The organism is Spirosoma pollinicola, assembly GCF_002831565.1.
Classification (GTDB): domain Bacteria; phylum Bacteroidota; class Bacteroidia; order Cytophagales; family Spirosomataceae; genus Spirosoma; species Spirosoma pollinicola.
Genome location: NZ_CP025096.1, coordinates 4,648,921 through 4,672,824 on the forward strand (window position 1 = coordinate 4,648,921; position 23,904 = coordinate 4,672,824).

Sequence of the window (23,904 nt, forward strand, 5' to 3'; positions counted from 1 at the left end):
TAAATCGCCAAAGGTGACATGAGTCATTTACAAAAGAACGGTTACCAGATAAAGCTTGCCTGGTTACTGCAACCCCTCAACTTTTACATCAATCCGGCCACGGGCATTCACAACAGCCAGCATGGCGGTGGGCGTCAAATAAACCTGATCGGGTTTGATTTCGTCGATGCGCCCGTTGATCGTGACGCCTTTTACTACCTGATTATTTTTAAGTCGCTCCTGCAAAAGTTTTTGCATATCGGCCAGTTGACTGCCAATCGGGATGGTAAACTGTTTTTCGAGCGTTCGGGCAAAGGTGCCTTTCAGGAGCCAACTGGCCGACTGCTGCAAAATATTCCGGGTGTCCAGATCATATTTTAAATCCCTCAACGAAATGGTTTGGGAGTCCGCATCGTAGTAGGGTCGACCGCTCAAATAAATATCGCCGTTAATAGTGCCTTTAAGGCCAGCCTTAATGATGAGATTGTCATTCTGGCCGTACATGTCCATGTCCGTAATGGTAATTGTATACCGATTTTCGCTGAACGAAAACGTTTTCCCGACAAACTCGTCGGCGGCAAGTTTAGCCGCTTCCTGATAGCTGGCCTCACTCAGCAAACCAATTCGAAAATCATCGTTTACCTGCGAAACCACGGTCAGGTCAGGAAGCGACACAGCGGGTTTGACATCTGGTTTATCACCGGTTGTTGTAAGCGCAAAACCTTCGATCCCAATTGTAGCGCGAATAACGCGTCCCTCAAAACGGAGGGGCGTAATAAGCAACCGCTTGGGCACCACCTGCAAATAGGTCCGATATTTCTCAGAGATCAGATACGGCTCGCGCAATGTATTCCAGACTTTCAGAACGGGCGTTCGAAGGTCAATATTCCGGCGCACCTGCTGGTCCAGCGTTTTGGTTATGCTACCCAGGTTCTTGTCGATCATCCGTCCAACAAGGTTGGTTATGGGGATATTCAGGCCCACCACACTCACCGTTGGCCGACGTACCCAACCGTAGCCATCAGCCTCGGTATGCGTGTTGACAGACCAGTCTTTATCGAGATCAAACTTGGTTTTAAAACGCAGGTCTATTTCGAACTCCGTTTCTTTATACTGCGTAAAACCCAGCAACGACACACCCGCTTTGACCCAAATACGCAAAGGCACCGTGAAATGAAAAAGGCTATCCTGCGCATTTACGAGGATAGTCCCCCGCTTCCAGACCTTCGTCATGAACTGATCATTATGATTGTCGTCCAGGCTGTTATCCTCATAAATCAGGCCGTTTACCTGCGCATTGATTTGTCGTTCAACATCGCCTAATGCAATCGAAACGGGTACGTGAGCCGTTGACAAAAAACGTTCATTCTGAACTTCCATCCGGGTGGTGTTATAAACTTCTTTGGGCGCTTTGGGATTCAGTTTGTTACCTGATGGCTGGCAAGATAGAATAAAAAGACTTAGACACAGCGCTACCCCAATTTGATGGCGCAAGGCTCTGGCCTTGTGCCTACTATTCTCCGGCCTCTGGCCGGTATTATATAATATTATTAAATCGGCCAGAGGCCGGAGAATAGTAGGCACAAGGCCAAAGCCTTGTGCCATCCGACAACTATTTAAGCGTAACCTTGGTGGCACCATAACCAAACTTCTGTTTCTGAGCGTCTTCAAAGAATTTAACATTGGGGTGCTTGCCCAGGCGTTTGTGCAACTCCGAGCGCAGGGAGCCACTTCCCAAACCGTGAATAAATGTAATATCGCTCATGCCGCTGGCAATGGCATTTTCGAGGGTTTTTTCGAATGTATCGAGCTGAAGTTTAAGCAGTTCGGCGGGGTTTCGGTTGCCCGTTCCAGTAGGCAGTAATGTTTCAATGTGCAGGTCAACAACAGACGTGGGCCGGTCGATAGATACACTTTCCGTCTCGGAGCGGGATGTGAACATCTCTGCCTTCAACTCTTCGGGGCTGATCCGTTTCGGCTGCGCCTGCGGCATTCTGTTGCTGCTCGGACTCAATGGCTGCGGTTGTTCAGGTTCGGCATCCAGCTGGGTCAGGAAGCCGGGCAGATTTAGCACTGGCAGCGTTGTTTTTGTTTTGAAAAACGTGGTTGCCCGTGCTTTGAATCGTTTTACCAATGGAGCACGTAAGGTCGACTTGCCCGCTCTGAACCAAAGGCCCTGCACAACAAACGTTGGCCAGTCCTCAAATGTGGCATGAACATACAAATCATTCATTTTTTGCTGTGCCTTTGGCTTCAGCAACCCACTGTGAACGCCCCGAAACTGCACACCTCCGCCAGCACCTGCCGATTCTTCGCCCAGTACATAAGCAAAGTCCCAATCGGTATTGTTAATCAAATGGAGCGTGTATTCTCGGTCGTTGATGGCCAGAAATGCCAGGTAAATACCCTGATTGGATAGAATTGTCGGCGCTTTGGGCTCTACCGTTTTTTGTGGGGCGAAGGTGCTGGTTTTGAGTAATCGTTCAGATTCTAAAGGCGAAACCGGAACCAGTTCCGAACGCATCACCGGAATTCGGAAGCCATCTTCAATTTCTATTTCAATCATGTCGCCGGGCAAAAACCGCGACACCACACCCTGTTCTTTTGCCCGGAGCAACCGGACTTTATCACCAATGTTCATAGTAGTCTTTTGTCAAGAGTCAATAGTCATCCAGTTTTTCTGACCATTCTTTTTCAAAAGTATAACGGATATAATCAAAAATCCCTTCCAAAGTTTTTTAAATCAATTGAACAGGGAGTTGGCTGAAAGAGTCATTCAGCTTCAGAATCAGCGATACGCTTCGGTAAGTTGCTAGTGCCAAGCTCATTATTATCCTTTAGCGCTACACCCGTCAGTTGTAGCCGGAAAGCCGAGTCGATCAGGTACATTAGTTTATCGACTGCCAACTCAGCCGAAAGGCCCTGCTCACGAATATTCGATACGCAATTCCGACGCTCGTCTGTCAAGCCGGGTCGGGGTGCATAGGTGATGTAGGCGCCCATGCTATCGAACGAGCTTAGCCCCGGTCGCTCGCCGATAAAGATGATGGCTAACCGGGGTTGCAAAATTCCGCCAATGGCATCTTTAACCGCCACCCGCCCCTGCTCCACCACAATGACTGGTGCAAGCGAATACCCGGCCTGCTGGATTTTCTCTACAAGTACAGGAATAACCGCCCCGGCATTTTTCATAATGGCCGTTGCTGATAGGCCATCGGCAACGATAATACTTATATCGGCAGGAGGGCTATTCAACTGCCGAAGCTGCTCTTCGGATGGGGTGTCCAGTAAACGGCCAAAGTCTGGCCGTTGCAAATACATATCCCGACTCACAGCCCGGCTACGAAGGCAATAAACGGGCAAACCCGTTATCGATAAAGCCGTTGTTAGCTCGTCCAGATTTAATTGGGAATACACCGCATCTTTGGCGTGAGCATGAGCCAGCCTGAATTGGAGCGACTCGCTGAGTGGAACAGAAACGCCGGTTTTCCCCAGGGCGATCCGGGCATTGGTATAGGCCCTTAGCGGCTCCCACTCATCGGGTTCTATGCCTGTGTTATTCGTTTCGTTCATGCTGGAAGTAAAGCCGCGAAGAGTTGTTTTTGTGTACTGCCCGACAAACGGTTGCCTACCTTATCCATAATGCCCTGTTGCAGGAGCCAAGCCTCAAACTCCGGCGACGGACGCAAACCGAGTACCCGGCGCAGGTAAAGTGCATCATGAAACGACGTTGACTGGTAGTTAAGCATAATATCATCGGCCCCCGGAATGCCCATAATAAAATTGATACCGGCCACCCCCAAAAGCGTTAACAGCGTATCCATATCGTCCTGATCGGCCTGGGCGTGGTTGGTGTAGCAGATATCCATGCCCATCGGCAGGCCCATGAGTTTGCCACAAAAATGATCTTCAAGCCCGGCACGGATGATCTGCTTGCCATCAAACAGATATTCGGGACCAATAAAACCTACAACAGAGTTCACCAAAAAGGGATTGAACTGACGGGCTACGGCATAGGCCCGAACCTCGCAGGTTTGCTGATCGACATGGTGATTTGCATTGGCCGATAGCGCACTCCCCTGCCCCGTTTCGAAGTACATCACGTTATTGCCTACTGTGCCCCGATTCAGCGAAAGGCCCGCGTCGTGTGCTTCCTGCAAGAGAGCCAGATTTACACCAAAACTGGCGTTCGCTTTTTCGGTACCGGCGATGGATTGGAAAATCAGGTCGACGGGTACGTGTTGCTCGATCAGTTGCAAAGTGGTTGTTATGTGGCTTAACACGCAGTTTTGGGTGGGCATATCGAATCGTTCGCGCAGACCATCCAGCATGTAGAGCAAGCGTGCTGTAGCTGCCGGGCTGTCGGTGGCGGGGTTGATCCCAATCATGGCGTCGCCACTGCCGTAGAGGAGTCCATCAATAATGCTGGCCGCTATTCCCTTTGCGTCGTCGGTGGGGTGATTGGGTTGCAGTCGAACGGACATATGGCCGGGTAACCCCTGCGTATTTCTGAACCGGGTAACAACGGTACACTTCTTTGCTACCAGAATTAAATCCTGATTCCGCATCAGCTTAGACACAGCGGCCACCATTTCGGGGGTAAGGCCGGGGGCCATTTGTTGCAACAGGCTGGTGCTGGCTGCGTCGCTCAGTAGCCAGTCGCGCAGGTCGCCCACCGTAAAGTGGCTTATAGTGGCAAAAGCGGTTTTGTCATGCGAGTCTATAATAAGGCGCGTTACCTCATCTGTTTCGTAAGGAATTATGGTCTCGTTAAGAAAATTGGTTAACGGCACATCGGCAAGCGCCATTTGAGCGGCCACCCGTTCTTCGTAACTATCGGCCACTAGACCCGCCAGCACATCGCCCGACCGGAGTGGACTTGCTTTAGCCAGCAGCTCTTTCAAGTCTGCGAAGCGGTAGGTGAAGTTGCCAATGGTGAACGGATAGGCCATATTATGGTATTTATTTTGTTTACTCTTCAGGCTGATTAAAACTATAAATAAGGGTTGTACTATCCGGTTTTTTGTCATGGCACCGGCCACCCGGCCCGACGATAGGAGGAATCTTAAACTTGCCTATTAGTCGAATTTAAGATTCCTTCTATCGTCGGGTCGGGTGGCCGGTGCCATGACAAAAAACTGCAACTCAATTCGACAAAAAAAAGAATATAATCAGGCTTTCTGTCTAGTTAACTGCTCTGGCAACTATTTCCTGCTTGATTTGCTTGTATCGTCCTGATAGAAAAATACGCCAAAAACGACCACTAACCCACCAAAAAACAGAAGGCTCAGCCAGCTATAAAAGTAAATCATTGCCCCCAGCGTTACAACCGCCAACAGTAAGGCGACTGCGGGGAAATAAGGGTACAAGGGTGCTTTGAATGAACGTGGTAAATCGGGCTGCGTTTGCCGGAGCCGAAACAACGACAACATACTAATGATGTAAACGACTACCGCACCAATAGTTGAGAGAATAACGAGTTTACTCGTATCCAGCGAAATAAGGGCTAAAATACCAAAGGTAGCTCCCGCCATCAACGCCAAAACCGGCACCTTTCGGGCGGGGCTTACCTTCGCCAAACCGTGTGGCAGGTAGCCACTTCGGGCCAGGGCAAAAATCTGTCGGGAATAGCTAATGATGATGCCGTGAAACGAAGCGATCAACCCAAAGAGACCTACACTGGCGAAGAATTTGGTGAGCGGATTTTGTCGGCCAAGCACAATGGCAACGGCTTCGGGCATGGGGTAATCCAAGTGATCCAAATTCTCCCAATTTGTTATGCCCCCCACGCTGACCATAACTGTGAGGGCCAGAAACGTGAGGGTCAATACGGCCGAAATGTAGCCCTTCGCGATGGTATTTTTCCCATCTTTCACCTCTTCGGCCACCATCGCAATCCCCTCCAGACAAACAAAAAGCCAGATGGCAAAGGGCAATGCCGCAAATACCCCCGACCAGCCAAAGGGCATCGGGTTATGCAAAAAGGTGTCGATTTTGGTGTAGGGATATACGACACCAATAAATAGCAGCAACTCGCCAATGGCGATGATCGTCATGATGAGCGAAAACCAGGCAGCTTCTTTAATACCCAGCAAATTGATTACGGTAAACACAACGAACGAACCAATCGAACACCAGACAACCGGCACAGCAGGGTATAGAAAGTGAACGTAACTGCCAAGAGCCAGCGCAATGGCCGGGGTGGCAAACAGGAATTCAATCAGAGTTGCATAACCCGCCAGCAACGCCCCCAATGGCCCAAAGGCTTGCAGGGCATAGGCAAACGGCCCTCCCGCATTTGGAATGGCCGTTGTGAGTTCTGTAAAACTAAAAATGAACGTAAAGTAGAGGAGCGTAATGAAGAGGGTGGCAATGAGCAACCCCACCGTTCCGGCAACGCCCCAGCCGTAATTCCAGCCAAAATATTCGCCCGAAATAACCAGCCCCACGCCAATGGCCCATAAGTGAACAGGTGTCAACGCTTTTTTGAGAGTCGGCGATTCGTTGGGCATCGGGTTGGTCGGTAAGTTGTGACGTACGCCACAACTTACGAATTTATCCGTTACCGACTGGCCAGCGCACGTACCTTTCCCATCAGGGGGTCAGTGAAACCAGCTTTCCCCGTTTCAACCCGACCGGCATACCGTTGCTCAAAATCGGAAAACCCGTCGACTTTCACGCTGAAGTCATACCAGTTGTAACTATCTTTTAATGAAAGAATCAGCGTTTTCTGCGCTTTAGCCGCTCCCGCGTTGTCGAGTGTTAGTTGCTGGGGTTTAGCCTGATAGCTGTTGTCGCGAACCTGAATCGTGTACGCTCGTCCGGGATCAACGTTTTTCAATTTGACCAGCACATTCCCGGTCAACTTCTTCTTCGCATCTTTTTCATAGTCACAAGAAACCTCGATCAAGGGATTGTCAGCATTTCCCGTAAACTCCCGAAAAAATCCGTTAGGGCCATATACACCTACTTGAAAAGACCCGTCGACCGGCCATGTATCTTGTAGCTCATCACCAGCCGCCACCGTATACGACCGCATTGTAACTTCATTATTGATGCGTTGATGCACCTGAAAAGGAGCGCCCAGCGATTGTTTACCAAAGGCCTCTTTTTTAGCCGCCATCTTTATAACCAGTTGCTTATTGGCGATATGCCCATCCACAAGCAATTCATACGGTAACGCACTGGATGGCCGCACTCCTTCCTCCTGTGCAGGCAACAAGGCCGACGGTACAGAAGAATCGTTACACTGCTGGATTTCGGACTCAGAAAGACGCTTGTAATTTTTAGGCACCTCTTTGAACTGAGCTTTGTGAATACCTTCGATAAACGCCTGCTTGTCTACCGATTTAGGCAGCTTCACCGCTTCGCCCTGATAGGGCCGAAAGGCAGAAGACAGATCGCCACAAACCGTTCGACGCCAGGTGCTGATGTTCGTTTCCTCTAGTTTAAGGCCCTTTTTGTGGCTCAGGAAATTTTCCAGAAACTGCAAGGTCGATGTATGGTCGAACACTTCAGAGTTCACAAAGCCACCCCGGCTCCAGGGCGACACAATCACTAAGGGAACCCGAAATCCTAACCCAATCGGGCCGGTCCGCCCCTTATTTTTTCGTTTACTTTCCTGCTCCTGCGTCACAAATTCGGTACGCGTATCGATGCCTTTGCTGGTTTTGCCCGTTTCGGGTTGATCGGGGTGGGCCGGAACGAAGGGGGGAACGTGATCGAAGTAGCCGTCGTTTTCGTCGTAGGCCAGAATGAAAATTGTCTTCTTCCAGACATCAGGATTTTGGGTCAGGATTTCCATCATTTCCGAAATATACCAAGCCCCATACCAGGGAGCGCCGGGGTGGTCGGAGAAATTTTCAGGAGCGACGACCCAAGATACCGTTGGTAGTTTTTTGTTGGTTACGTCCTCCCGAAACTGGTGCAGGACATCCCCTTTCGGCACATTCATTGTGCGCTTTGTCACCCCATCCTCGTAGCCAAGAGTCGACAGCGTATGGTAATCAGGATCGCCGGCATTGGTCGTGAATGCCCGCTGGTGGAGATTTTTTTCAGCCTGCGACAACTGAGAAAATTTCTCGGGGGTGTAATTGACCAGATCAGCCTCAACAATTTTCTGCCACTGTTGCTGGCTGACCAGTTCCCGTTTCACCTTCGCAAAGTCTTTATCGCCCTCATTCAGGCTTTTAAGTCTGGCGTCAAGTGACTGTAAACGTTCGGGAAGCTCCTTTTCCTCTTTCTGTATATGTTTGTAATAGGCCGGATGAAACCGGACACGATATTGCGAAAACCATTCGATGGGGTTATCCGTAAAGTTGCTCAACCAACCGTCGGCGTCACCTTCAAGTCCCGATGGCAAACTGATCTCATTCTGGTAAATTTTCCAGGAAACATCATGCTCATTTAATCGCTCTGGAAACGTTTTCCAACTCACTTCAGACCCGTAATCGACGTTTTCATTCCGAACATTGGCAATTGCCTTTAGGTCGTGCGGATCGCGAAGGGTGCCCGTCCAGAAAAACAGGCGGTTGGGCGTTGTACCCGTCAGGGAGGAACAGAAGTTCTGGTCGCAAACCGTAAACGCGTCGGCCAGCGCATAATAAAAAGGCAAGTCTTCCCGGTTGTAGTAGCCCATTGTTAGCGGCATATCGGCATACGCCTTATTACCTGACTTCTTGGCATCCAGCCATTTATCCTGTTTACCTCCGTTGAACGCATCCACCTGATTTTCCCACGAATGCGGCAACGAACTCATCCAGGTAGCTTTCGTGTCGCGCAGATTTAGTCGAAAGGGTGCATACGTTTCGCCAGCCGCGTTGGTCTGGAGCCAGACTTTATTACTGTTGGGCAACCTGATGGCTCGGGGGTCATTGAAGCCCCGAACGCCCTGGAGCGTGCCGAAGGTATGGTCGAACGAGCGGTTTTCCTGCATCAAAATCACCACGTGTTCGGCATCCAGATAGGTAGTGCCGGGCGACGGATTAATAGCAAATGCTTTTTGAATAGACTCGGGCAGAATACCCGACAAACCCGTTGACAATAACGCTGCTTTTTTGATAAAGTCTCTTCTGGAATCCATACGCGAAGTAATTGAGCTGGCTCGCTGGTTTAATAGGCCAAAAATATACGAGATAGAATCAAAAAACCTTTCTGTCAGATTATTAAATCATTTTGTTTCTCTTTTCGCTTTATAGATATGGCGGATGAGAATCCGCTCTTTTAATTAGCCAATAGCAGGTGGAAACCCGCTTTACGTGAACTATTATGTGGATTCTCTTTGCCTGTCTGGCCGCTTTATCTGCCGCCGTGGTCGTTACACTATCCAAAGCAGGCATTAAAGATGTGGACTCAAGTCTGGCCTTTGCCATACAATCTGTATTGATTTTGATTGTGTCGTGGAGCGTTGTTATTTTTCAGGGAAACCTGCCCGACGTGACGCGTATCGAACGAAAGGTCTGGATATATTTAATCATTGCGGGAGTAGTCACCTGTATGTCGTCACTGCTCTCATTTCGCGCTCTGAAGCTGGGCAATGCCTCTCAGGTGTCGCCCATCACCAATACGTCTTTACTGTTTGCGGTCATTCTGGCCACTGTTTTTCTAAAGGAAAAAATAAGCTGGCAAGTTGTTGTTGGGGCGCTACTCATGGCGGCCGGAGCAATAGTCATTGCGGTATCCAGGGAGTAACTTACTCAAGGACTGATGACGTTTCAGGTACGAACTCGTCTATAAAACGAGTATCTTTGTTCATTATCTCCTGTGCGTTTTTATGACCGTTTCCGTAAACGAAAAGCTTGACCTTGCCCACAACTTTGTCCTGCATACCAACCAGAATATTTTCCTGACGGGAAAAGCCGGTACAGGTAAAACAACGTTTCTTCAGCAGATCAAACAACTGAGTGCCAAGCGTCTTGTTGTCGTAGCGCCAACAGGTGTAGCCGCTATAAACGCCGGGGGTGTCACAATTCACTCTCTGTTTCAGCTTCCGTTTGGCCCATTAACGCCGGGCACTACGCAACGCGAAGGCAAGAAATTCAACAAAGAGAAAATTAACTTACTTCGCACGCTCGACCTGCTGGTGATCGACGAAATCAGTATGGTTCGGAGCGATGTGCTGGATGGTATCGACGAAGTTCTCCGGCGGTATCGGACCAGTTCGGCACCCTTTGGCGGGGTTCAGTTGCTGTTAATTGGCGATATGCAGCAGTTGCCTCCGGTCATAAAAGACGATGATTGGGCCTTGCTCAAACCCTATTACGAAACGGGTTACTTTTTCGGTAGTAAAGCCCTGCGTCAGACGTCCTACGTGCCCATCGAGCTAACGCACATCTACCGGCAAACCGACGAGCGGTTTATCAGCCTGCTTAATAGCATTCGGGAGAAAACCGTTACCCGCGCCCAACTCGACAACCTGAATCAACGCTACATTCCCGACTTCTCGCCCGGCGATGACGAGGGCTATATTACCCTGGCGACCCACAACACGGCAGCACAACAGATCAATATCCAGAAATTGCTGGCGCTGAAAGGAAAGCCCCGAACCTTTACGGCGACCGTTGAGGGCGACTTCCCGGCGCATACATACCCCACCGATGCCAGCCTTGAGCTGAAAGTGGGCGCCCAGGTGATGTTTATCAAGAATGACATTTCCCGGGATAAGCTTTATTATAACGGTAAAATAGGGCGAATTACGGACATGGACGACTCAGCCATTTACGTAAAAAGTCAGCAGGATGGCGAAGACATTGTCGTGTATCCTGTCGACTGGACGAACATCAAATACACGCTGGACCCTGCAACAAAAGAGATCAAGAGTGAACCTATTGGCACGTTTCGGCAAATGCCTCTCAAACTTGCTTGGGCCATTACCGTGCATAAAAGTCAGGGTCTTACGTTCGAAAAAGCCATTCTCGACGTTTCCTCTGCCTTTGCTCATGGGCAGGTTTATGTGGCCCTGAGCCGCTGCAAAACCCTCGATGGGTTGGTGCTTCGGTCACCCATACCGGCCCACAGCATCAAGTCGGAGCTGGAACTGGAGGATTTTCACCAGCAGGTTCAACTGCAAACGCCCAACGAACAGCACCTCCATCAGGCGAAGCTAACGAATCAGCAACACCTCCTGCGCGAACTATTTTCGTTTGAGCGGGCCAACTCATTACTCTACCGCTGTCGGCGAGTAATAAACGAACACGCCAGTAGTTTAGATGCCGAAAGCTCCCCTATTCTGACGCAGCTTACTACTAGTTTGCGCGAGAAAGCCAGCGATGTGTCAGGTCGTTTCCAGCAGCAGTTGCCGAGCTATTTCGCCAGTGATAACCTGCCCGAGCACAACCCGGCGTTACAGGATCGGGTTCGAAAAGCGGGCACGTATTTCAAGTCACTCATCGGCACCGAATTACTGCCGCTCCTGCACAGTTTCCCGACCGACTGCGATAACAAGAAAGTGCGCGACCTGCTGCTGGAAACGCTGGACGAACTGGAAAAAGAGTTGTTCAGTAAGCAACGCAGTTTCGAGAGCTGTCAGGACGGCTTTAACGCACTGTCTTACCTGCAAGCCCGCAATCGGGCCGAGTTGGATTTCCAGCCCGAACGCAAAAAACACGAACCCAAAGCAGCCGAACCAACACCTTCGGATGGTTCGGCGCGTGGTGGCCTGTACGGCGCCCTGATGAAGTGGCGCAATGACATGGCCGGAGAGCACAACACCTCCGGCTTTATGGTATTGCCCCAGAAAACCATTGTCGAGCTGGCGCGTGTCCGTCCTACGAATGAGGCAGAGTTGTTGGCCGTAAAAGGCTTTGGCAAAACGAAAGTGCGGCAGATTGGTGCGGAGATTCTCCGCATCGTTCAGGAGAATCCGTCGGGCCGGGCGGCCAGTGCAGGGGCTCCAAAAACGAAAGTCGCCAAAGCTCCTAAAGAACCCAAAGAGTTGTCTCCCGCTATTACGCTGGCCTTTTTCCAGTCGGGTAAAACGATCGCCGAGATTGCCACCGAGCGGAGTCTGGCCGTTTCGACAGTCGAGAGTCATCTGGTGCGCTACGTGGGTACAGGTGAACTGGCCGTTGAAGCCTTATTGCCCGCTCAAAAGCTCGCCAGTATCCGGGCTTATATTGAAACCTACCCATCAGAAACCCTGAACCAAGTTCGCCAGAGTCTAGGCAATGACGTATCGTTCAGTGAAATCCGGTTTGTGCAGTATGCCCTTCGGGCGGAAGCTGGCGGTGGTGGGGAGGAGTAATATGTTATAAATTTTGGTATATTTGAGTATGAGCAACTACGCCGAATTCATCCGTTTAAATCCAAACATCCGGTTTGGGAAACCCTGTATTATTGGCACACGCATCGCCGTTCAGGACATTCTGGGTTGGCTGGCTTCAGGGATGTCCAACGTTGACATTCTGGAAGACTTCCCTGAACTAAGCCTTGAGCATATTCTGGCGGCTCTGGCCTTTGCCGCCGATAGTGAACGTCGAACTCGTCTGATTGCAGCCTAATGAAATTAGTACTGGACGCCAACTTATCATATCGATTAGTAAAAAAAATAACATCTGAATTCCCTGACTGCGTACACATCACCCGAACAGGCTTGCCCATTCCTGCTGAAGATGTTGCTATTTGGCAATGGGCAAAAATAAATAGCTGTATCATCGTTACGAATGATGATGATTATTACAATCTGGCAAATACGTATGGATTCCCGCCTAAAGTCGTCCTGTTAAGGATGGGAAATCAATCATCGACAGGTGTTATGAATACATTACTAAAGCATCGTGATGAGATTCAACAGTTGGACCAATCCAACGAGGTTGGGCTTTTAGAATTATTTTGACACACGCCTGTGACCCACAGCGAACCGGACGATATTAATTTAAAACCCAAATACCTGGAAAGTTCTTATTGAATTGACGAGTGTCTTTGTCAGTCTGTCATTGGTACTATATACGCCATATCTTGGAGATATGGCGTATATAGTACCAATGACAGACTGACAAAGACACTCGAATTGACACGTATTCAATTCAGCCTGATTACTTTCCGTTACTTTCTATTCTTACTTCTATTCTCTACAACGGGTTTTAGTCAGCAAAATCGGGTCATCGACCGTAACGCAATCGGCTGGTTTACGTACAATGGCGACCATAAGCTGAATAAACGATGGGAACTCCATACCGAATATCAGTGGCGCCGGGTGGAACTGATTCAGTCCTGGCAACAGTCGTTAGCCCGGCTCGGACTGGCCTTTACATTAACTGATCAGGTTAAGCTGGGGGGCGGCTACACCTTTTTTACGACCTATCCGTATGGCGACTACCCCGTTGCCGATGCGGGCGTTCCCACCATTGAAAACCGCACCCAGCAGGACATTCAATTTAGCGCTACCGCTGGAATCGTAAAACTAAGCCACCGCTTTCGACTTGAGCAACGTTGGCTTGGGAGCGGTGCAGACTCGAATCCGCGCCATATTGAGGGTTGGGAATACCAAAATCGTGCCCGCTACCAGATTGCTGGCACCATTCCACTTCAAGGAGCGACCATCGACGATGGCGAATGGTATGTCAATTTCTTTGATGAACTGTTTATTGGTTTTGGTCGGAATGTTGAACAGAACGTTTTCAATCAAAACCGAATTTCGGGTGGCTTGGGGTATCAGTTTCGGGAATCGTTTAGTATTGAGTTAAACTACCTCAATCAGATTTCGCAACACCCCGAACTGGAGCCGATTACCCGTAAGCCGGTCTTTGAGATCAATAATGGGTTTCGACTGAACGTAAAGTATGACCTGGATTTCAGCAAATAAGCTAAAGTCCAGTCAGAAAAAATTGCCTTAATCAGTATGGCGAGGCCATTGGGCTATCGGTTGGATGACCATCTGTTTTTGACCGGCAGATGAGCCGGGAGTAAGCGTTACGGTGATGGCCGTTTTCGTACTGGCAGGCAGTTTCACCTCAAAACCAACCAGTATCGTTCCTGGATTAGGCGCATCGTACTCATGGATCGGGTCGGTGGGCCAGGTTTTCATCGTCACCGTGGCCGGTTCCATTACCTGAAGTGTCAGCGTTTTACCATCCTTTGTTAGCTCGACCTTGTTGGCCCCGATCAGTTTTGCAGATGCCGGACTTAGCATTGTCCAGCGAACAGTTGTTTCGGCAGGCAGGGTTTCGATCTCATCACGAACGACTACATATGCTTTGTTGATTAGTGCTACGCCCCGGTTCGCCTTCAGCACCGATTCTTTATAAAGGCTTGTCAGATCGGCGGTGGCGTTCATGAACATGGGCGTACTGGCATAGCCCGTAAGCGGAGCCACACCCTCCACACGTTGCAGCTGACCGTTGACCGTGAGGGTGTTATGGGCAAAATTATTGTACCGAAGGATCTGCCAGCGTTGCGAATTTTGTTTCATATTCCACAAATCCACGCCTTTGGCCTCCAGCGACTCATACTCCTGCATCCCAAAATCCATAGCCCAGCGAACGCCGTCGGCTTCCACAACAAACGATCCGGCATCCATGTGTGCGTGGTTCGTTGAGGGGCTTCCGCCTTTCATGGCTACATAAATCGCTGATGGATCAGACCAGGAAGACCGCATCAAAGCAACGGGCGTTTTGCCAGCTCCTACCCACATCAGGGATGTTGGTTCTGTCATTTGATCTAGCTTTACCCCGTTGCTCCACAATAAAGCGGCAGGCAGTATCCGGTCTCGAACGTACTTTTTCACATCGCTATTCATAAGTCGACTACGCTCAACCCACAGTAAGGACGGGTTATTCAGTTTTTTGGCAAACCAGAACATAGCGGGCTGCAACTCCCCACCCAAACCTGAATCAGAATAGTTGAAGGCCTTGCCCGATGGCCCAGTCATATTTTCCAGATAACCTGCTGACTTTAAAAATCCCGGTTGTTCAGAAAGGCCGAAATCACTCCCAAATAGTTTGTCGAGGGCGCTGATGAGCAAGACATTAAAGCTCGTACCATAGCCCCAATAGCTGTAGCCTTCGGGGTAGGCTCCATCGGGTTTATAGTCACCCATAGGCAATATGACCGATTGCAAGGCTCTGTTTATTAAGGCCTTTGACGCTTCTGGCTGATCTTCATAGATGGCAATAGCGCCATAGGTGATCCCGGCATTACAAACCTGATTCCAGTTGTTACTGCTTGTTAGCCAACTGTTATTTTTCGGGTCCATGGACGTTGCAATACCTTTCGTCAAAATAGCCGCCTTAATGAGCGCGCGAGATGGCGCGGACAGGTCATTATACAACCAATCGTAGCCAATTGATACCGCCATTGTCATTTCGGCTACGTCCAAAAAGTGGGATGGATTCCAATCCGAAAAAGCCGACACAGCCAGTAATTCTTTTTCAGCTCGTTGTAGATATTTTGTCTGGTGGGTCATCCGCCAGGCATAGGAAAGGTAAAAAACCCGGCGCAGGGCTTCCCGTGATTTGTCCAGTAAGCGTCGGCCAATTTGAATCCGTTCGAGGGGAACGGACGGTAGCATGGCGTCACATTCAGCCAGAATAGCCTGATGCAATTGAGCCCAGGTTTTATCGGCATTGATCGTTCGTTTTATTGTTTCCTCCTCGCCCTTTAACAGTAGTAAACGCGGGTGATCCGGAAGCTTCGCCGTGGCATTTAGCTGGTTGCTTTGGGCTTGTATGGCGAGTTGAAAAAACAGTGAAACGGCCAGAATACCAGCAAAGGAACGGAGGTAAACCATGATTGAACGAGTTAGCATTTGAACGGTGAGAAGGCGTTGGACCAGAAATATTACTATATCAGATAGCACCGGGTAAAGTCGAGCCGCCATTTTCTTTTTTATATATTCTGGCCCAATTAGTTGCAGACGTTAGCAGAATAGCCCCCAAACGCCATTTAACCCCGAAATCAAACATGGATAGAAGACAATTTGTCGCGAAAGCCACAACCAGTTTGTGCCTATTGCCATCGCTGACCTTGTTTGAGAACCCTGCTCCGGCCATAAAACCACCCTGGCTTCTTGAGTTGCTTAAACTGAATGACCAGCAACTGACAACCATTCGAACAACGAGGATAACCGCTCCAGATAATCCTGCTCTGGGCGGTTTGAAAGATGGCGATGACATTCCGAACCCGCAATCGACTGCCGACTTCATCCGCCGGGCAGCCTGCGCCATAGCCAGCCCCGAATCGCAGTATTACCGTTCAACGGAGTTGCTCGAGGAAGTCAGGATGGCTGTGGCTTACCTGCTGGCCGTTCAGCATTCCGATGGCACCCTCGACTTACCCGCAACAAATTTTCATTCCACACCCGACACAGGCTTTATCGTTAAACGGCTGGCCCCGGCTTATTCCCTGCTTGCTGACTCTAAAACCCCCGGTCTGGACTCGGTGCTTCCGACCTATAAAACGTTCCTGCTTCGTGCGGGTGAGGCCCTGACCGTTGGGGGCATTCACACGCCAAATCATCGCTGGGTCGTATCGGCGGCTTTGGTAAGGCTACATGCCCTTTGGCCCGATGCGCGGTATGTAGCCCGCGTTGAACAGTGGCTTTCCGAACATATTGATATGGACAAAGATGGGCAGTATAACGAACGCAGTACGCTCATCTATTCGCCCCTCACCAATCGGCTGCTGATCACCATAGCAAAGGGTCTGAACAAGCCTTACCTGCTCGATTATGTGCGACGGAATTTACTGATGACGCTCTATTACATTCACCCAAATGGCGAAGTTGTTTCAGAAGCGTCGGGGCGGCAGGACAAAGCATTAACCGGCACAATGGAAGGCTATTGGTATGCCTACCGATATATGGCATTGCACGATAAAAATGGCGAGATGGCCGAAATGAGCCGGAATATTGAGAAAACGGCTCTGGCAAAAGCCGTTTATTACCTTGATTATTTTCTGGAAGACCCGTCCCTCTGGCGTGAGCTTCCGGACAGCAAACCCCTACCGACCAATTACCAGAAAACCTTTACGAATTCGGGTCTGGTACGCATCCGGCGCAACAACCGGGACAGCACTATCTTGTCGGCCAGTCCGGTTTTTCTAACGTTTCATAAAGGTGAAGCCGTGTTACAGGGCCTGCGTATAGCCGCGTCTTTTTTTGGAAAAGGGCAGTTTCAGACAGAAACCATTGTGCAGGAAGGTACAAGCTGGATACTGACACAATCGTTGGATGGGCCTTATTACCAGCCCTACCCCACCAAAGCTATTCCCGCCGATGGTGACTGGGAGAAAATGCCCCGCGCCAATCGGAAACAAAGTGAAGTGCAACACCTTAAAACCCGAATTATCCTTCGCGAAACGCCTGGCGGGATGGAAGCACAGATACAAATGACCGGCACAACGGGCGTTCCGGTATCTATGGAGCTTATTTTCCGTCCGGGCGGGACGTTTGCGGGTGTAACGAAGCACCCTACACGGGCCAATGCTTATCTTCTGTCGGACTCGGGCACCTACACCGTCAAAGGCGATACGATTACCTTCAGACCGGGTAAAGCCCTGCACAAAGCCGTTCAATTGAGAGGGGCGTTACCGGCTATGGATGCCCCAACCGTTTACCTGACCGGTTTTACGCCCTTTGAACATACGCTAAAACTATCGTGATGGCGTTGAGCTCCTAACGAATCTGGTATTAATTCCGGCCAGCTTTCCGAACCTGACCTAAACCAAACTGATCTCCGGCGGCTACGGCTTTGCCCCCGCTAAAATGAATTTCGACCATTTTCTCGCTTTGTACATCATTGAAATTCTGATCTTCGAGCGAGGTACTAATTTTCCGGGTTTTCACGTCAATAACATCACCGGTTGATGGGTAGGCGTACTTGCCATCAAGGCTAAACGTAATCCAGCCTGGCATATCTTTCAGCAGAATCGAGGTTTTTTGAACGGGTGGCATTACGGTATTATCAAATACATGCAACCGGTTATTGGCACCATCGCATACCCATAGTTCTTTTTCATCGGGCGTCAGCCCTATCCCGTGACTAGGGCAGTTGTGTCGTTTCACTTCGCCAATGTTGAAGCCCTCTACCACCACACGATGCAGGAATTTTCCCGTAACAAGGTCACCAACTTCAAAACCAAGTAAGCCATTGACATTTACATAAACGAGCGTCTGTGCGCCGTTGATCGTAAACGGGCGGATATCGGCCCCAAACGGCCCGACCTGTTTGGTTACCGAGTGCGTTTTGGTATCGGCCACATTTAGCATCGTCGACTTCAGACCCGCCAAATAAACGAAGTTCCCATCCGGCCCGTAAATAGTGTTGTGCGCCCCCGAGTTGGTAACGATTTTTTTAAGTACATCGCCCGTTTTGGCATCTACAACCGTCCAGAATTCCTTTTCCAGCGACGGCATGTAGATAATTTTACCATCGGGCGAGATCGAAATCCGGTCTACGCCCCCGTCGTACTGCCTCTCCCACAAAAGCTTTTCTGTAGTGAGATCAATGCACTGAAGCGCTTCGAGCGTGCTGATATATAAACAGTTGGTTGCCAGACTCACATCAACACCTTTAACATTCGAGGGTTTTCCATTCTTGCTAAGACCAGCGGTTTTGATGAACTTAACAAACCGATGGTTATTATCGATGTCAAATACCTGAATACCATGCCCCCCATAACCCAGGTAATTCCGAACACCGGGCGTGACAACATATAAATAGCGTTGAACTTTGGGCGCAGGCTTCCCGAAACCAGACTCATTAGAATCAGAAAACGAAATCCAGCCCGTTGTCGATACGAGGAACACCCCACAAATCAGTGCGAGTACAATGCTTTTTTTCATGTCGGGAGGTGGTTTAAAAAAGGCCAACAAAAGCCAGTTAAAATTGGCGTTTATTGGCCCATCATTCAGGAACTACGATTTGGCTTATTGTCTTTATTTCACCGCTTCTGTCAATGCCTTCTGCATCTGCTCGGCTACGAGTATGTTGCCCGCTTCGTTCAGGTGAACGCGGTCGGTGGTCAGGATGCCCTTCTCTTTATTTTCGGGATTGTTCTTCATATTGTACTCCAGAAACGCTTTCCGCAGGTCGATCAGGGGAATGTTCTGCCGTTTGGCGAGGTCGCGAATCAGCTGGCTATACTGGTTGAGGTCGCCATCCTGCTGATTACTGAAATCCGTTTTCTCGCCAATAGCCGCCGGGGTACATAACATCACGCGGGCATTGGCCGCCTTGAGTTTTTTAACCAACGCTTCGTAGAACTTCACGAATTTGTCGGGATCGGTGCCAGTGCCAAATGAAGCTTTGTGCCACACATCGTTCACGCCCACCCACACAATTACCACATCGGGTTGTTTGGCTAGCACGTCATCGTCCATACGCAGAAACAGGTCATAGATTTTATTGCCGCCAATGCCTGCGCCAATCAACTCGAACTGGTCTGAAGGAAGCATTTTTTTCAAACGGTCGATATAGCCACCGGGACCAACACCAGCCTGGGTGATGGAATCCCCAAAGAAAACGACACGGGTAGGTTTAGCTGCACTCATGGCGAGCAAACCAACAGTTAACAGGAAAAGCAGAGATCGGATAATTGTTGTCATACTCCCTAAAGTAGCCAGGTAGTGTCCATTACTCATGTTTAACTGGGTTTTAGAAAAGAAGTAAACTAATGGTTACGTGCTTGTACAGTGTCGACCGATGACTCATACCGTATAGTACCGAGTCATTAGGAACTCATGATTTACGACACATGAACAGGTTACCAAATTTGATCAGGCTTTTGCCAGAATACCAACACTACGCAAAATAAAACGCTCCATAAAATTCACTGCTTCATACCTGATAAATAACCTAAAATAATTACTACCAATTGAAAAATTTGTAATTACGACCAGAGCAAACGGAAAAGTTCAGTTTAATCTAAAAGCAGGCAATGGCCAGACAATGCTGGGTAGCGAAGGCTATTCATTCAAGTCAAGTTGCAAAACGACACCAAATCGGTTTGGAAAATTTGCAGGACGACGCAAAATCTGATCATAAAACATCGTCAAATGGTAAGCCTTATTTTAACCTAAATGCCGGAAAAGGGCAAGCTATTAGCTCGAGCGAAATGTACATAAGCGAAGCATCGAGAGATAACGGTATTGACTCTGTAAACTGGCTAAAGTAGTCATCTTCGCCTGTTCTTAGTTCTTTTGTTTTTCAGGCGGAGGTATATAATCCGGGTTCAAAATCGGGTGTAATAATGAACAGGACAGAAAAAAGGGTGGCTATGTCTATGAACAGGCTAAGTTCTAAAGATCAACTCAACGTTTCTTTTTTATCAAACTGATCTATATATTCTTTGGCATTCTAAATAAATTTTGAAATAATTAGCAAGTGGTCCACTCAAGTATACATTTATTATTTCTTTACAGTCTAATTCGAATTACTTAATTGTAATTACTTAACTATAAGTACTTAATATTTTACTCATTACACTGTAATAATTACTCCCCTGTAAATTGTTTTATTGGACAGCATTAAAACTAAAATAATTAAACAATTCAAGAAAAATATGAATTTTCCATTTCAAAATATTATTTCGCAATTAGCAATAAGTGCAGAATAACCAGTTGACTTATTCACCTATCGCAAATAATTTTTTATACATTTTCTCCTTTGTAGTTTTATAGAAAGAAACGAGTTTTCTTAACCTAACACAAACAACTTATGAGAAAATTTATATGCATGAGCATGCTCTTGATTTGCGCACTCAGCATAACTGCCTGGGCGCAGGATCGACGGATTATCGGTAAGGTTACCTCAGCCGAAGATGGATCTTCCTTACCAGGGGTTTCGGTGGTTTTAAAAGGAACCTCAAAGGGTACGACCACCGATGCCGGTGGTATTTTTGACATCTCAGTTCCATCTGCCAAAGGAATTACGCTGGTGTTCAGTTTTGTGGGCGTTGCAACACAGGAAGTACCTGTTGGCAATCAATCGGAAGTGAACGTGAGTTTAGTATCCGATTCGCGCTTACTTACCGAAGTCGTAGTAACAGGTAGCGGGGTAGCAACCAGCAAGGCCAAGCTGGGTATTGCCGTAGAAAGTGTCTCAGCCAAGGATTTACCGCAAACGCCAACGGCTTCCATTGATCAGGCGCTGATCGGGAAAATTCCGGGTGCGCAAATTTCCTCTACCAGTGGTAATCCCGGCGATCCCGTCAACATTCTGCTGCGTGGTATCAACAGCGTACAGGGTGGTACCAAACCTCTGATCATGGTGGATGGTGTACAGATTGCTTCGACCGACATTAACTCGCTCGATCTTAGCAATGTAGATCGTGTAGAAGTTGTACAGGGTGCCGCTTCGGCTTCGATCTACGGGGCGCAGGGTGCAAACGGGGTAATTCAGGTGTTTACCAAAAAAGGGAAAAAGGGCCGCACGGCTGTTAATTTTTCTTCCAGCTATTCGGCTAATGAGTTTCTCAATACGGGAAATGTTCATAAAGCCGACTTGCATCCTTATTTGACTGATGCCAATAATAACATCATCGACACTCAGGGCAATATCCTCGATTATACGCAGTATGGAGCCATCGAAGGTATTTCCTATAAATATGGTGGCGCTACTCGCTACGCCATTCAGGATATTCGCAATGATGCCAACACACCCTACAGTGGCAATCTGAAATATTACGATCACTTCAAACAGGTATTTAAAACCGGTAGCACGACCAATAATAACATCAACGTGTCGGGTGCTTCGGAAAAAAGCGACTTTAACATCGCTGCCGCCAATAACCATACCAGCTCGCCAATTCTGACGAAAGAGAATGGGTACATTGATCGCAGCAACCTGTCGGCCAATATTGGTACCGAGCTATTCAAAGGGTTTACAATTCGTTCCACGACGCAATTAGTCTACACCAAAAACACACTGAAACCGGGCCTGGGCGCTGCCTATGGGCCGTTTAACGGGGGAAATGGTAACGTGGGATCTGTTTATAATTTCTTAAATACGTCGCCATTTTTCGATCTGACCCGTAAGCTGGCCGATGGTACCTACCCGGTTTATCCAACTGCTGACTTTTTGAGCGTAAATGCTGGCAACCCTTACTATCAGGCATCGTATACGGATGCAATCAATAACAAGATCGACGTTCTCCAGAATTTCAATGCCAATTACAAGATCAACAAATTTCTGGAACTGGATGCCAAATATGGTATCAACTACCGGAACGAAACGGCTCGCTGGACTTACTTCAATCAGTCTCAGAATACAAGCTCAGAATACTATCAATCCTGGACTGCCAATTATGCACCTGACAACAAGGGTGAAATCGACAACTTCCAGTATAACAATACGTTCCAGAACTTCCTGGGTACGGCCTTCATCCGGACAGATTTCCAGGATGATTTCCATATCAAGTTGCCAATTCAAACGAGCACCCAGATATCGTTTGACTACCGTAAAAACCGGTCGACGCAATATGATACCTATGGTGTAGGCTTAAGTACGGCTCCCCCCTTCAACGTGGCAGCAACGTCCTCGCAGGCCGTAGCCAATGACATCGTGACTCCGTTCATTACCTACGGCTATCTGGTGAATCAGAAAGTTGATTTCGGTGATTATGGTGGCATCACGGCTGGTTTCCGAACAGACTGGTCGTCGGCCTTTGGTGCCGGATCAACGCCGTTCACCTTCCCGCACTTCGATGGTCATATTGCGCCTTTATCGTTCTTTAAGAACAGCAGCCTCTCTAATACGCTGCCTTACTTTAAGCTGCGGGCAGCTTATGGCGAAGCGGGTATTCAGCCGGGTGCTTTTGACCGCTACCCCGTGTTGAGCCAGCGTAATTTGGGTTCAGGGCTGGTGTACACCGTTCCTACAACGACCCAGAACCCAAACCTGAAAGTGGAGGTATCGAAAGAGCTTGAAATTGGTACTGACTTCACCATCGGCGGCAATTCGAACCGGGCCTGGCTAAGTTCACTTTCGGGTTCGTTTACGTACTGGAAACGTTCGAGCGCCAACGTGATTTACACGGTGAGCGTACCGCCATCACTGGGTTCGACGGGCCAGTTGACCAACGCCATCGACATGTCGTCAAACGGGGTTCAGTTCTCGTTGAGTTTGCCAATTTACCGGTCTAAAGACCTGAAATGGGATTTCACAACCAACTTCGGCCATCAAGTGTCTAAGATTGATGCGATCTCGGGTGGGGCCGACATTATCCTGACGTCAAATGCGGGTAGCACGGCGCTGGTTCTAACGCCTGGTCAGCCAATTGGTCAGGTATATGGCTACAAAACCTTAACCAGTCTGGACTTTAAAAACCAGGAAGGTGTACCGTACATAACGGATGCCAACCGGGGCAACTACACGATGGTGGGTAACTATGTGGTCGACAAAACCACCTATCAGCCTCAGTTCACTAACGAGACTTATCCGTTAATGAACCCAAACCCGAAGTTTAACGCGTCGTTTATCAATGGTGTAAGTTTCAAAAACTTCGTGACGCTGAACTTTCAGTTCGACTGGGTTTATGGCAGTCACCTCTACAACCAGACGAAAGAATGGATGTACCGCGATGGTATCAGCGGTGATTTTAGCAAACCGGTTACCATCGATGGAAAAACGGGTGCGTACACCGCCTACTGGTCTGGTGCTTACTATGGCTTGTGGGGTAGCACACGGGGTGCGGGTAATAACGCCACCAAAGATTTCTTCGTAGAAGATGCGTCGTTCGTTCGGTTACGGAATATTTCGCTGGCGTTCGATATCGCCAAGGTGGTTAAACTGCCCTACCTGAACAAAGCACAGATCGTCTTTACGGGCCGCAACCTGATGACCTTCACGAAGTATACGGGCTATGATCCTGAAATCAGCTCTGGCACATCGAACTCCTCGTTCGACCGGGGTGTCGATCACAGTACCCTGCCAAACATCAAGTCGTATCAGGTGGGTCTGAATATTGGTTTCTAGTCACGTAAGAAAAAAC

General features: G+C 48.8%; 18 protein-coding genes. 9 read left to right on the forward strand and 9 right to left on the reverse strand.

Going from position 1 to position 23,904, the window contains the following annotated elements; all coding sequences use genetic code 11:
- Nucleotides 1–63 precede the first annotated feature (63 nt).
- The 6 genes from CWM47_RS19490 to CWM47_RS19515 form a co-directional block, all read right to left on the reverse strand.
- Nucleotides 64–1,584: a DUF4403 family protein gene (locus tag CWM47_RS19490; RefSeq protein WP_100989886.1), complete on the reverse strand. Its 1,521-nt coding sequence runs from the start codon at nt 1,582–1,584 to the stop codon at nt 64–66.
- 7 nt (nt 1,585–1,591) lie between these two features.
- On the reverse strand, nt 1,592–2,620 hold the full coding sequence (locus CWM47_RS19495) for a Smr/MutS family protein (RefSeq protein ID WP_100989887.1): 1,029 nt from the start codon (nt 2,618–2,620) through the stop codon (nt 1,592–1,594).
- Nucleotides 2,621–2,751: 131 nt separating this feature from the next.
- On the reverse strand, nt 2,752–3,552 hold the full coding sequence (gene eutC, locus CWM47_RS19500) for an ethanolamine ammonia-lyase subunit EutC (RefSeq protein WP_100989888.1): 801 nt from the start codon (nt 3,550–3,552) through the stop codon (nt 2,752–2,754).
- On the reverse strand, nt 3,549–4,931 hold the full coding sequence (locus tag CWM47_RS19505) for an ethanolamine ammonia-lyase subunit EutB (RefSeq protein ID WP_100989889.1): 1,383 nt from the start codon (nt 4,929–4,931) through the stop codon (nt 3,549–3,551). Before CWM47_RS19505 ends, eutC begins: the two co-directional genes overlap by 4 nt.
- A 252-nt stretch (nt 4,932–5,183) precedes the next feature.
- Nucleotides 5,184–6,491 (reverse strand): ethanolamine permease, encoded by a 1,308-nt coding sequence (eat, locus tag CWM47_RS19510; protein WP_100989890.1) that lies wholly within the window; start codon nt 6,489–6,491, stop codon nt 5,184–5,186.
- A gap of 50 nt (nt 6,492–6,541) precedes the next feature.
- A complete protein-coding gene (locus CWM47_RS19515) occupies nt 6,542–9,061 on the reverse strand; it encodes a phosphocholine-specific phospholipase C (protein ID WP_100989891.1) in 2,520 nt (839 codons plus the stop codon).
- A gap of 185 nt (nt 9,062–9,246) precedes the next feature.
- Between CWM47_RS19515 and CWM47_RS19520 the strand changes: the two genes are divergently transcribed.
- From CWM47_RS19520 to CWM47_RS19540, 5 genes are all read left to right on the forward strand, one after another.
- Nucleotides 9,247–9,669: an EamA family transporter gene (locus CWM47_RS19520; protein ID WP_100989892.1), complete on the forward strand. Its 423-nt coding sequence runs from the start codon at nt 9,247–9,249 to the stop codon at nt 9,667–9,669.
- Nucleotides 9,670–9,751: 82 nt separating this feature from the next.
- On the forward strand, nt 9,752–12,220 hold the full coding sequence (locus tag CWM47_RS19525) for a helix-turn-helix domain-containing protein (RefSeq protein WP_100989893.1): 2,469 nt from the start codon (nt 9,752–9,754) through the stop codon (nt 12,218–12,220).
- Between the two features lie 28 nt (nt 12,221–12,248).
- On the forward strand, nt 12,249–12,476 hold the full coding sequence (locus tag CWM47_RS19530; RefSeq protein ID WP_100989894.1) for a DUF433 domain-containing protein: 228 nt from the start codon (nt 12,249–12,251) through the stop codon (nt 12,474–12,476).
- On the forward strand, nt 12,476–12,811 hold the full coding sequence (locus tag CWM47_RS19535; protein WP_100989895.1) for a DUF5615 family PIN-like protein: 336 nt from the start codon (nt 12,476–12,478) through the stop codon (nt 12,809–12,811). The genes CWM47_RS19530 and CWM47_RS19535 overlap by 1 nt, the downstream gene beginning before the upstream one ends.
- A gap of 174 nt (nt 12,812–12,985) precedes the next feature.
- The gene (locus CWM47_RS19540; protein WP_240625347.1) at nt 12,986–13,780 is read left to right on the forward strand and encodes a DUF2490 domain-containing protein; all 795 of its coding nucleotides are present in this window, start codon (nt 12,986–12,988) and stop codon (nt 13,778–13,780) included.
- Nucleotides 13,781–13,807: 27 nt separating this feature from the next.
- Here the strand turns inward: CWM47_RS19540 and CWM47_RS19545 are convergent, their stop codons facing one another.
- Nucleotides 13,808–15,721 carry a heparinase II/III domain-containing protein gene (locus tag CWM47_RS19545; protein WP_240625349.1) on the reverse strand — a complete coding sequence of 638 codons (1,914 nt, stop codon included), beginning with the start codon at nt 15,719–15,721 and terminating at the stop codon, nt 13,808–13,810.
- A gap of 155 nt (nt 15,722–15,876) precedes the next feature.
- On the opposite strand from CWM47_RS19545, the gene CWM47_RS19550 reads away from it, so the two are divergent.
- Nucleotides 15,877–17,574, forward strand: coding sequence for a hypothetical protein (locus CWM47_RS19550; protein ID WP_100989897.1), 1,698 nt, complete (start codon nt 15,877–15,879; stop codon nt 17,572–17,574).
- A gap of 28 nt (nt 17,575–17,602) precedes the next feature.
- Here CWM47_RS19550 and CWM47_RS19555 read toward each other — a convergent pair whose 3' ends face one another.
- On the reverse strand, nt 17,603–18,757 hold the full coding sequence (locus CWM47_RS19555) for a beta-propeller fold lactonase family protein (protein ID WP_100989898.1): 1,155 nt from the start codon (nt 18,755–18,757) through the stop codon (nt 17,603–17,605).
- Nucleotides 18,758–18,850: 93 nt separating this feature from the next.
- Nucleotides 18,851–19,519 (reverse strand): SGNH/GDSL hydrolase family protein, encoded by a 669-nt coding sequence (locus CWM47_RS19560; protein WP_100993957.1) that lies wholly within the window; start codon nt 19,517–19,519, stop codon nt 18,851–18,853.
- Between the two features lie 283 nt (nt 19,520–19,802).
- Here CWM47_RS19560 and CWM47_RS39290 point away from each other — a divergent pair, with 283 nt between their 5' ends.
- The 3 genes from CWM47_RS39290 to CWM47_RS19570 all read left to right on the forward strand — a co-directional run bounded on the left by CWM47_RS39290 (nt 19,803) and on the right by CWM47_RS19570 (nt 23,888).
- On the forward strand, nt 19,803–19,952 hold the full coding sequence (locus tag CWM47_RS39290) for a YegP family protein (RefSeq protein WP_240625966.1): 150 nt from the start codon (nt 19,803–19,805) through the stop codon (nt 19,950–19,952).
- Nucleotides 19,930–20,088, forward strand: a complete 159-nt coding sequence (locus tag CWM47_RS39295) for a YegP family protein (protein WP_240625967.1) — start codon at nt 19,930–19,932, stop codon at nt 20,086–20,088. Before CWM47_RS39290 ends, CWM47_RS39295 begins: the two co-directional genes overlap by 23 nt.
- Nucleotides 20,089–20,630: 542 nt before the next feature.
- Entirely contained in the window at nt 20,631–23,888 is a 3,258-nt protein-coding gene (locus CWM47_RS19570; RefSeq protein ID WP_100989899.1) for a SusC/RagA family TonB-linked outer membrane protein, read from the forward strand.
- Nucleotides 23,889–23,904 lie beyond the last annotated feature (16 nt).

Excerpts from the sequence above, each read along its gene's own strand:
- CWM47_RS19490 (WP_100989886.1), bottom strand. The coding sequence starts at position 1,584 with ATGGCACAAGGCTTTGGCCTTGTGCCTACTATTCTCCGGCCTCTGGCC.
- CWM47_RS19495 (WP_100989887.1), bottom strand. The coding sequence starts at position 2,620 with ATGAACATTGGTGATAAAGTCCGGTTGCTCCGGGCAAAAGAACAGGGT.
- eutC (WP_100989888.1), bottom strand. The coding sequence starts at position 3,552 with ATGAACGAAACGAATAACACAGGCATAGAACCCGATGAGTGGGAGCCG.
- CWM47_RS19505 (WP_100989889.1), bottom strand. The coding sequence starts at position 4,931 with ATGGCCTATCCGTTCACCATTGGCAACTTCACCTACCGCTTCGCAGAC.
- eat (WP_100989890.1), bottom strand. The coding sequence starts at position 6,491 with ATGCCCAACGAATCGCCGACTCTCAAAAAAGCGTTGACACCTGTTCAC.
- CWM47_RS19515 (WP_100989891.1), bottom strand. The coding sequence starts at position 9,061 with ATGGATTCCAGAAGAGACTTTATCAAAAAAGCAGCGTTATTGTCAACG.
- CWM47_RS19520 (WP_100989892.1), top strand. The coding sequence starts at position 9,247 with ATGTGGATTCTCTTTGCCTGTCTGGCCGCTTTATCTGCCGCCGTGGTC.
- CWM47_RS19525 (WP_100989893.1), top strand. The coding sequence starts at position 9,752 with ATGACCGTTTCCGTAAACGAAAAGCTTGACCTTGCCCACAACTTTGTC.
- CWM47_RS19530 (WP_100989894.1), top strand. The coding sequence starts at position 12,249 with ATGAGCAACTACGCCGAATTCATCCGTTTAAATCCAAACATCCGGTTT.
- CWM47_RS19535 (WP_100989895.1), top strand. The coding sequence starts at position 12,476 with ATGAAATTAGTACTGGACGCCAACTTATCATATCGATTAGTAAAAAAA.
- CWM47_RS19545 (WP_240625349.1), bottom strand. The coding sequence starts at position 15,721 with ATGCTAACTCGTTCAATCATGGTTTACCTCCGTTCCTTTGCTGGTATT.
- CWM47_RS19550 (WP_100989897.1), top strand. The coding sequence starts at position 15,877 with ATGGATAGAAGACAATTTGTCGCGAAAGCCACAACCAGTTTGTGCCTA.
- CWM47_RS19555 (WP_100989898.1), bottom strand. The coding sequence starts at position 18,757 with ATGAAAAAAAGCATTGTACTCGCACTGATTTGTGGGGTGTTCCTCGTA.
- CWM47_RS19560 (WP_100993957.1), bottom strand. The coding sequence starts at position 19,519 with ATGACAACAATTATCCGATCTCTGCTTTTCCTGTTAACTGTTGGTTTG.
- CWM47_RS19570 (WP_100989899.1), top strand. The coding sequence starts at position 20,631 with ATGAGAAAATTTATATGCATGAGCATGCTCTTGATTTGCGCACTCAGC.